Source organism: Rhodopirellula maiorica SM1, from assembly GCF_000346295.1.
Classification (GTDB): domain Bacteria; phylum Planctomycetota; class Planctomycetia; order Pirellulales; family Pirellulaceae; genus Novipirellula; species Novipirellula maiorica.
Map to the genome: position 1 here is coordinate 1 of NZ_ANOG01000035.1, position 8306 is coordinate 8306.

The following is an 8306-nucleotide window of genomic DNA, read 5'->3' on the forward strand; positions in this document are numbered from 1 at the left end:
GCCGGCGCTCCCTCAGGTGCGGTCGGCAGCCTCGTTTCATCCTTGGTCGACATGGATAGTCCTGCGGGACAACTCGACAACGTCAGTGACGCCGATAGCGGTGCCGCACTGGGGATCGCGGTCACCGCGGCCAATACCAGCAACGGCACTTGGTACTACACGATTGATAACGGCAGCACGTGGAACGCGTTAGGCGCCGTCAGCGATTCAAACGCTCGTTTGCTCGCCGCCGACGCTAACACACGACTCTACTTCCAGCCCAATGCCGATTATCACGGCACACTTGCGGATGCCATTACCTTCCGTGCTTGGGATCAAACCAGTGGCAGCAATGGCGGCGTCGCCGATACGAGTTCGACGTCGGAAACCTTTTTGGATACCTTTAGCTCGGTCTCGTACAGCAACAATGATGGTTCGCTTTCCTGGTCGACCGACTGGATCGAAAATGACGCTGGGGGCGGAGGTGCGTCTGGGGGCAAGTATTTCGTCTCAGGTGGACTATTGAACGTTGGTGAGTCCAATTCCAGTAAATACATCTACCGCGAAGCCAATTTAAGTTCTGCCAGCACTGCGACGTTTTCCTTTGATCTGGTCACTAACAATTTGGGAGGAGGCGGAGCGATTCTTGCTCAAGTCTCGTCCAATGGGGGTAGCACCTGGACCACGCTGTTGGCTGTCAACTCGGGAACGGCTACCGGAACCAAAAGCTTCGACATTTCCGCCCATATCGCCTCCAACACGCAAATTCGTTTTTACGACAACAACGGCGGCGGCCAAGAGATTTTGGTCGACAATGTCCAAATTACCGAAACGATATCTCTGTCGGGAGGCACCACCGCATTTTCATCGGAGACCGATACCGCAAGCCTCGTGGTCAATCCCGTCGCCGACACTCCCTCGATAACCGGTGCGACCACTGATGAGGATACTCAGTCAACGAGCGGACTGGTGATCACTCGCAACGCTGCCGATGGTGCCGAAGTGACTCACTACAAGATCACCGGCATCACCAACGGAACGCTCTACAAGAACGACGGTGTGACCGAGATCACCAACGGTTCATTCATCACGGTCGCCGAGGGAACCACGGGTCTGAAATTCACTCCCGATGCTGATTTCAACGGCACCGGCAACTTTACAGTCCAGGGCTCAACGTCCAATGACGACTCCGGACTCGGCGGCGGCACGACGGTTGCCAACGTCACGGTGGACGCCGTCAACGATGCCCCCGTCAATACGATCCCGGGTGCCCAAAGTGTCAACGAGGATGCCACACTGGTGTTCTCATCGGGAAACGGAAATCAAATTTCGATTGCCGACGTTGACGCCGATTCTAACAATGTTCGTGTCGAACTGAGCGTCGATGCTGGCGGTGTATTGAATCTATCGCAAACCACCGGATTGACCTTTTCCACCGGCGACGGCAGCGGGGATGCCAATATGGTCTTTACCGGCTCGGTAGCTAACATCAACGCAGCCTTGAACGGACTGAGCATTGTCACCGCGGCCAACTACAACGGCCCGGTTAACTTGACCGTCACCACCAATGACCTTGGCAACAGCGGCACTGATCCTGGATTGACCGGCGACGGATCAAGCGAGCAAGATTCCGACGTCGTCGCCATCACGGTCAACGCAATCAACGACACGCCGGTGGTCAATGGTCCCGGCAGTGCGCTATCGGCGACCGAACAAGTCGGGCTCGCCATCGAAGGCACTGGGTTCACCGTCACGGATGTCGATGCCGCCAGCGGGACGATGACCACCACGATAGCGGTCGGCGAAGGCGCGATCACGGTGGCCGCAGGTGATTCCGGCATCACGATCAGCTCAGGAAACAACACGGGAACCGTTACGATCACCGGTACGCTCAGCCAGATCGATAACCTACTGACCGGCGCCGGAACCGGCACGATCACCTATCTCAATAGCAGCGACACACCAAGTGCCTCGACCACGATCACCGTCACGGTCAACGATGGCGGAAATACCGGCAGCGATCCTGGTCTGACCGGTGACGGAAGCAGCGAAGAAGGTTCGGCAAGCCAGACGATCAACATCACCGCTACCAACGATGATCCAACCAATGCCGGTTCGTTGCCTAGCGACATCACGGTGACTGAAGATGTCAGCAGCGATGTCGATCTGTCGCAAATCAACCTCAGCGATGTCGATCACGGCGGCGGCAGTTTGACTGTGACGCTCACCACTTCGACCGGAGGCAACTTAACCGCCAACAGTGGTGGCGGTGTCACGATTGGCGGCAGTGGCACGGGGATACTGACGTTGACCGGAACGCTGGCCAATCTGAACACCTACCTCGATACCATCAGCAATATCCAGTACCTGCACTCGGCCGCCAACACCAACGGTGACAACGCCGATTCCGTAGCGGTCAAGGTCAACGACAACGGCAACACCGGATCCGGTGGTGGCGGTGATGTCGCCTTGGGCAGCGTGAACGTCGATATCACCGCGGTCAACGACGCGCCCGTGCTCGACAATTCGTCTACATTCACGCTGACCGACATTACCGAAGACCAGACGAACAACTCGGGCGATACCGTCGCGTCGATTATCGCCAGTCAGTCCGGTGACCGGATTACCGATGTCGACGCCGCCGCGAGCGAAGGGATTGCAATTCGTGGAATCAGTGGCGGCAATGGAACGTGGCAATATTCACTCAATGGATCGACGTGGACCGATGTCGGCACGGTCACCACGAGCACCTCACTTCTGTTGCGATCGACGGACTATCTGCGATACGTCCCCGACGCAATGAACGCCGACACGTCGTCGGTCTCGTTTGTTGCTTGGGATCAAACCACGGGAACCGAAGGCACCAAGGTCAATACCACTGCAACCGGTGGCACGACCGCATTCAGCGACGACGTCGGCACCGCCCAGGTGACGGTTACGGCGGTCAACGATGCTCCGACGATCACCGACTCGGCGACTGTCAATTTACCGGGGACAAACGAAGACACTCCTTCGACACCCACCGATGTCAGCTCGATCCTGGCGTCGGCCGGATGGGCGGATGTCGATACGGGCGCCACCAACGGAATCGCGGTCACGGCCGTCAGCAGCAACGGCAACTGGCAGTACTCGACCGATGGGACGAACTGGACCTCGTTCAGCGGGATCACCGGTACCAATGCACTGCTGCTGAGTGCGTCGACACAGGTTCGCTACCAACCCGATACGCTCAATGGCGAAACCGCGACGTTTGACTTTGTGGCTTGGGATACCACCACCGGATCTGCTTCGTCGTTCGGTTCGCCATCGTATGCCAATCCCGGCAGCGGGGGCGGCACATCGGCCTACTCCAGCGAATCGGCAACCGCATCGACCGTGGTCACCGATGTCAACGATGCCGTTGTCGCCGTGGCTGATAGCGATACCGCGACCGAAGCGGGCGGCGTGGCCAATGCGACAGCGGGATCAAACCCCAGCGGCAATGTACTCAGCAACGATCTAGAATATGACACCGGTGATACCCTTACCATCACCGGGGTGGCATCCGGCACCGTCGCCTCGGCATCGGGCAATGTCAATTCGACCGTCACGGGGACCTATGGTGGTATCGTGATCGATGCCAACGGCAACTACACCTACACGGTCGACAACAACAACGCGATCGTGCAGGCGTTGCGAACATCCGGGCAAACGATCACCGACACGTTCACCTACACCGTTCAGGATTCGGGTGGATCCTACTCATCGACTCAGATCGTAGTCACCATCGAAGGTCAAAACGATGCTCCCGTCGCGGTCGCGGACAATGCAACCGCGGTCGAAGCGGGTGGCGACGCCAACGCCAGCGCGGGAACCGATCCGACCGGCAACGTTTTGACCAACGACACCGACGTCGACTCGGGCGATACCAAAACCGTCACCGGCGTCACCACGGGCGTGGCCGGATCGGCCAGCGGCAATGTGGCGTCGGCAGTCACCGGTAGCTACGGTAGCATCACACTCAATGCCAACGGTTCGTACACGTACAACGTTGACAATAACAACGCGGCGGTACAGGCACTGCGAACGGCGTCCGATACACTGCAAGACGTGTTTACGTACACGATGCAGGACACCGACGGCGCGAGCTCGACGACGCAGATCACCGTCACAATCCAAGGTCAAAACGATGATCCGGTCGCGGTCGACGACAACGTGGCCGCGGTCGAAGCAGGTGGCACCAGCAATGGCACTGCCGGAACAAATCCCACCGGCAACGTGCTCAGCAACGACACCGATATCGACTCAGGCGACACCCAAACCGTCGTTGGGGTCGCCGCGGGATCGCAAAGTTCCGCCTCGGGGTCGGTCGCTACCAACGTCGCCGGTTCTTATGGAACGATCGAAATCGATGCCAGCGGCAACTACGTGTACACGGTCGACAATAACAATGCAGCGGTCCAGGCACTGCGAACCTCGGGGCAATCGCTCTCGGAAGTGTTCACGTACACGATGCAGGACGCGAGCGGTGCTGATTCCACCGCGGAAATCACGGTTACAATCACCGGCGCGAATGATGCGCCGGATGCCGTGGCCAACACCGCCACTGCGATCGAAGCGAGCGGAATTTACAACAATATCTCGGGGACAGATCCGAGCGGCAACGTGCTGACCAATGACACCGACGTCGATGCGGGCGACACCAAAACGGTCGTCGGTGTCGATACCGGCGTTCAAGCATCCACCTCGGGCAATGTCGGCATCAGCGTCCTCGGCAGCTACGGTTCGCTAGTGATCAATGCTAATGGAAGCTATACCTACACGCTTGACAATGACAATGTCGACGTCGAAGCGCTTCACGACGGTGAGTCGCTTAGCGAGACATTTTCTTACACGATGCAGGACGCAGCTGGACTGTCGTCGACCACGCAGATAGTGATCACGATTGACGGTCGCACCGATTTACCAGTCGCTGAGGCCGACCACGCGACCTCCGAAGAACAGGGCGGCGTCAACAATGCCACGCCGGGTTCGAATCCGTCGGGTAATGTCTTGGATAACGACTCGTCCAACGACAACAAGGTCGTCACCGGCGTCGCAGCCGGTTCCACCGGATCGGCCAGTGGAAGTGTCGGCGTGAGTGTCACGGGCACATACGGCACAGTCGTGATCAATAGTGATGGTACCTTCACCTACACGCTGGACAATAACAATGCCGACGTCGAAGCGCTGCTGACGTCGGGTGACCATGTCACCGACATCTTCACCTACACGATGGAAGATGCTTCGATGAACGTGTCGTCAACCGAGTTGACGATCACGGTGGACGGACAAAACGATGCTCCCGACTCCGTTGACGACAATTCGATCGCAGTGGAATCCGGCGGCATCGGTAACGCCACCGCCGGCAGCAACGCAACTGGCAACGTGCTCACTAACGACACTGATGTCGACAGCGGCGATACCAAGTCGGTGATTGGGGTACAACTGGGAACGGTTGGATCGGCATCGGGATCCGTCGGCGCATCGGTCGTGGGCAATTATGGACAAATCGTGATCAATAGCGATGGCAGCTACACCTACACGATTGACCAAAACAATTCCACCGTCCAGTCGCTGAGAACCGCCAGCGACACGCGGCAGGAAATTTATACCTACACGATGCATGACACCGCGGGGCTGGAATCGACCGCCCAGGTCACGGTCACCATTCAAGGCGCCAACGACGCCCCAATCGCGGTCGTCGATACCGCGACTGCCTATGAGGCGGGAGGAAGCGGCAATGGCACCGCGGGTGCTGACCCCAGCGGCAACGTGCTGAGCAACGACACCGACGTCGACAGCGGTGATACGAAAACGGTCGTGGGTGTGGCGTCCGGCGTACAAGCTTCGGCGGCCGGATCGGTCGGGGCGATGGTCACGGGATCGTATGGCTCGATCACGCTCAATTCCGACGGCAGCTACACCTACAACGTCGACAACAATAACGCGGCTGTCCAGGATCTGCGAACCAGTGGCGAAAGTCTCGAAGATGTGTTCACCTATACGTTCGAGGATACCGATGGGCTGAGCTCGACGACGCAAATCACAGTGACGGTGCGTGGGGCCAACGACAATCCCGATGTGGTTGCCGATACCGCGACGGCAGTCGAAGCCGGCGGCACTGCCAACGGGACCGCAGGCACCAATCCCACCGGCAATGTCCTAGCCAATGACAGCGACAGTGATGCTGGCGACAGCCTGGTGGTCAGCGGTGTGACCGCAGGCACCGCCGGATCGGCGACCGGATCGGTCGGCTCGAGCGTCGCAGGTTTGTATGGTTCGATCAACATCGCCTCGGACGGCAACTATAGCTACACAGTGGACAATAGTGACCCCGACGTCCAAGCCCTGCTGAACAGCGGCGACACGCTGACTGACATTTTCACCTACACCGCCGAAGACCTCTCGGGTGCGACGTCAACCACTCAAGTCACGATCACGATCCAAGGCGCCAACGACGCGCCGGTTGCAACCGTCGACAGCGACCATGCGTACGAGGCGGGCGGCGTGGCCAATGGGACCGCGGGCACCGATCCCTCAGGCAACGTGCTGACCAACGATGACCAAGTCGACTCGGGCGACACATGGTCGATCACCGGCGCGGCCCAAGGAGTCGTGGGATCGACCAGCGGTTCGGTCGGTTCGGCAGTGATCGGAAACTACGGCGAGATCACGATCAACTCCGACGGCAGCTACACTTACAACATCGACAACGACAATGCATCGGTTCAAGCACTGCGAACCAGCAGCGACACGCTGACCGATGTCTTCTCGTACACGGTATCGGATGCGGCCGGACTCGATTCAACCGCTCAGATCACGATCACGCTGCACGGAGCGAACGATGATCCCGTCGCTGTTGTTGACACCCCCACGGCTGTTTCGGCGGGTGGCTACGCAGGCGGTACCGCGGGGACCGATCCGACCGGTAATGTCTTAAGCAACGATACCGACGTCGACTCGGGCGATACTAAGACGGTCGACGGTGTGGCCGCCGGGGTGCAAGCATCGGCGAGCGGATCCGTGGGCTCGTCCGTCACAGGAAGTTATGGCTCGATCACGATCGCGGCTAACGGCAGCTATACCTACACCGTCGATAACAACAACGCCACCGTTCAAGCCCTGAGGACCAGCAGCGATACGCTGACTGACGTGTTCACGTACACGATGATCGACGCCAGCGGTGCTGTATCGACCACCCAGGTCTCGGTCACGATCCAAGGCGCGAACGATGCACCGATCGGGGTCGATGATACTGCGACCGCCGTGGAAGCAGGCGGTGTGAGTAACGCGGCCGCGGGCACCAATCCGACCGGAAACGTGCTCTCGAACGATACCGATTTGGACTCAGGCGACACAAAATCGGTCAGTGGCGTCGCGCGGGTTCACAAGCCAGTGCATCCGGATCCGTGGCCAGCGGAGTGACGGGAACGTACGGCGAAATCACCATCAACTCCGATGGATCGTACAGCTACGTCGTCGACAACAACAACGCCGCGGTTCAAGCCCTAAGAACATCGGGCGATACGTTGTCCGATGTGTTCACCTACACGATGGTGGACACCGACGGGCTCGATAGTACTGCCGAAATCACGGTCACAATTCAAGGCCAGAACGATAACCCAGTAGCAACCGCTGACACGCCAACCGCGGTCGAAGCCGGCGGGCTGGCCAACGGTACCGCGGGCACGGATCCGACGGGCAATGTGCTCAGCAACGATACCGATGTTGACGCGGGAGATTTCCAAACAGTCGCGGGTGTGGCCGCAGGCGTTCAAGCATCCGCGTCCGGTAGCGTCGGTACTTCTGTGACCGGATCGTACGGATCGGCAACAATCAACTCGGATGGTTCATATACCTACTTTGTCGACAATGATAACGCCGCGGTCCAGGCATTGCGAAACAGCGGCCAAACGCTCGATGACGTCTTTACCTACACGATCACCGACACCGCCGGAGCAACGGCGACAACCCAAATCACGATCACGATCCAAGGCCAAAACGATACCCCCACCGCGGTGGCCGATACCGACGTCGCGGTCGAAGCCGGCGGATCGGCCAACGGTACGGCTGGAGTAAATCCGACGGGCAATGTTTTAGACAACGACACCGATGTCGACTCCGTCGGTAACGGAGAAACCAAGAACGTCAGTGGGGTCACCGCCGGAGTTGCGGGATCGGCATCCGGCTCGGTCGCAACCTCAGTCGCCGGTTCCTACGGAGCGATCACGATCAATGCTGATGGATCGTATTCCTACATCGTCGACAACAACAATGCCGCCGTTCAGGCACTCCGTAATAGCGGT

At 58.9% G+C, this 8306-nt stretch carries 2 protein-coding genes; both read left to right on the top strand.

The window, feature by feature from the left end:
• Positions 1-51 precede the first annotated feature (51 nt).
• The gene (locus RMSM_RS01185; protein WP_236621955.1) at positions 52-7425 is read left to right on the top strand and encodes a VCBS domain-containing protein; all 7374 of its coding nucleotides are present in this window, start codon (positions 52-54) and stop codon (positions 7423-7425) included.
• Positions 7410-8306, top strand: an 897-nt coding sequence (locus RMSM_RS01190) for a VCBS domain-containing protein (protein ID WP_008690287.1), incomplete at its 3' end; no start/stop codon positions are given. The genes RMSM_RS01185 and RMSM_RS01190, both read left to right, overlap by 16 nt.

Coding starts and splice junctions, on each gene's coding strand:
- RMSM_RS01185 (WP_236621955.1), top strand. CDS start 52: ATGGATAGTCCTGCGGGACAACTCGACAACGTCAGTGACGCCGATAGC.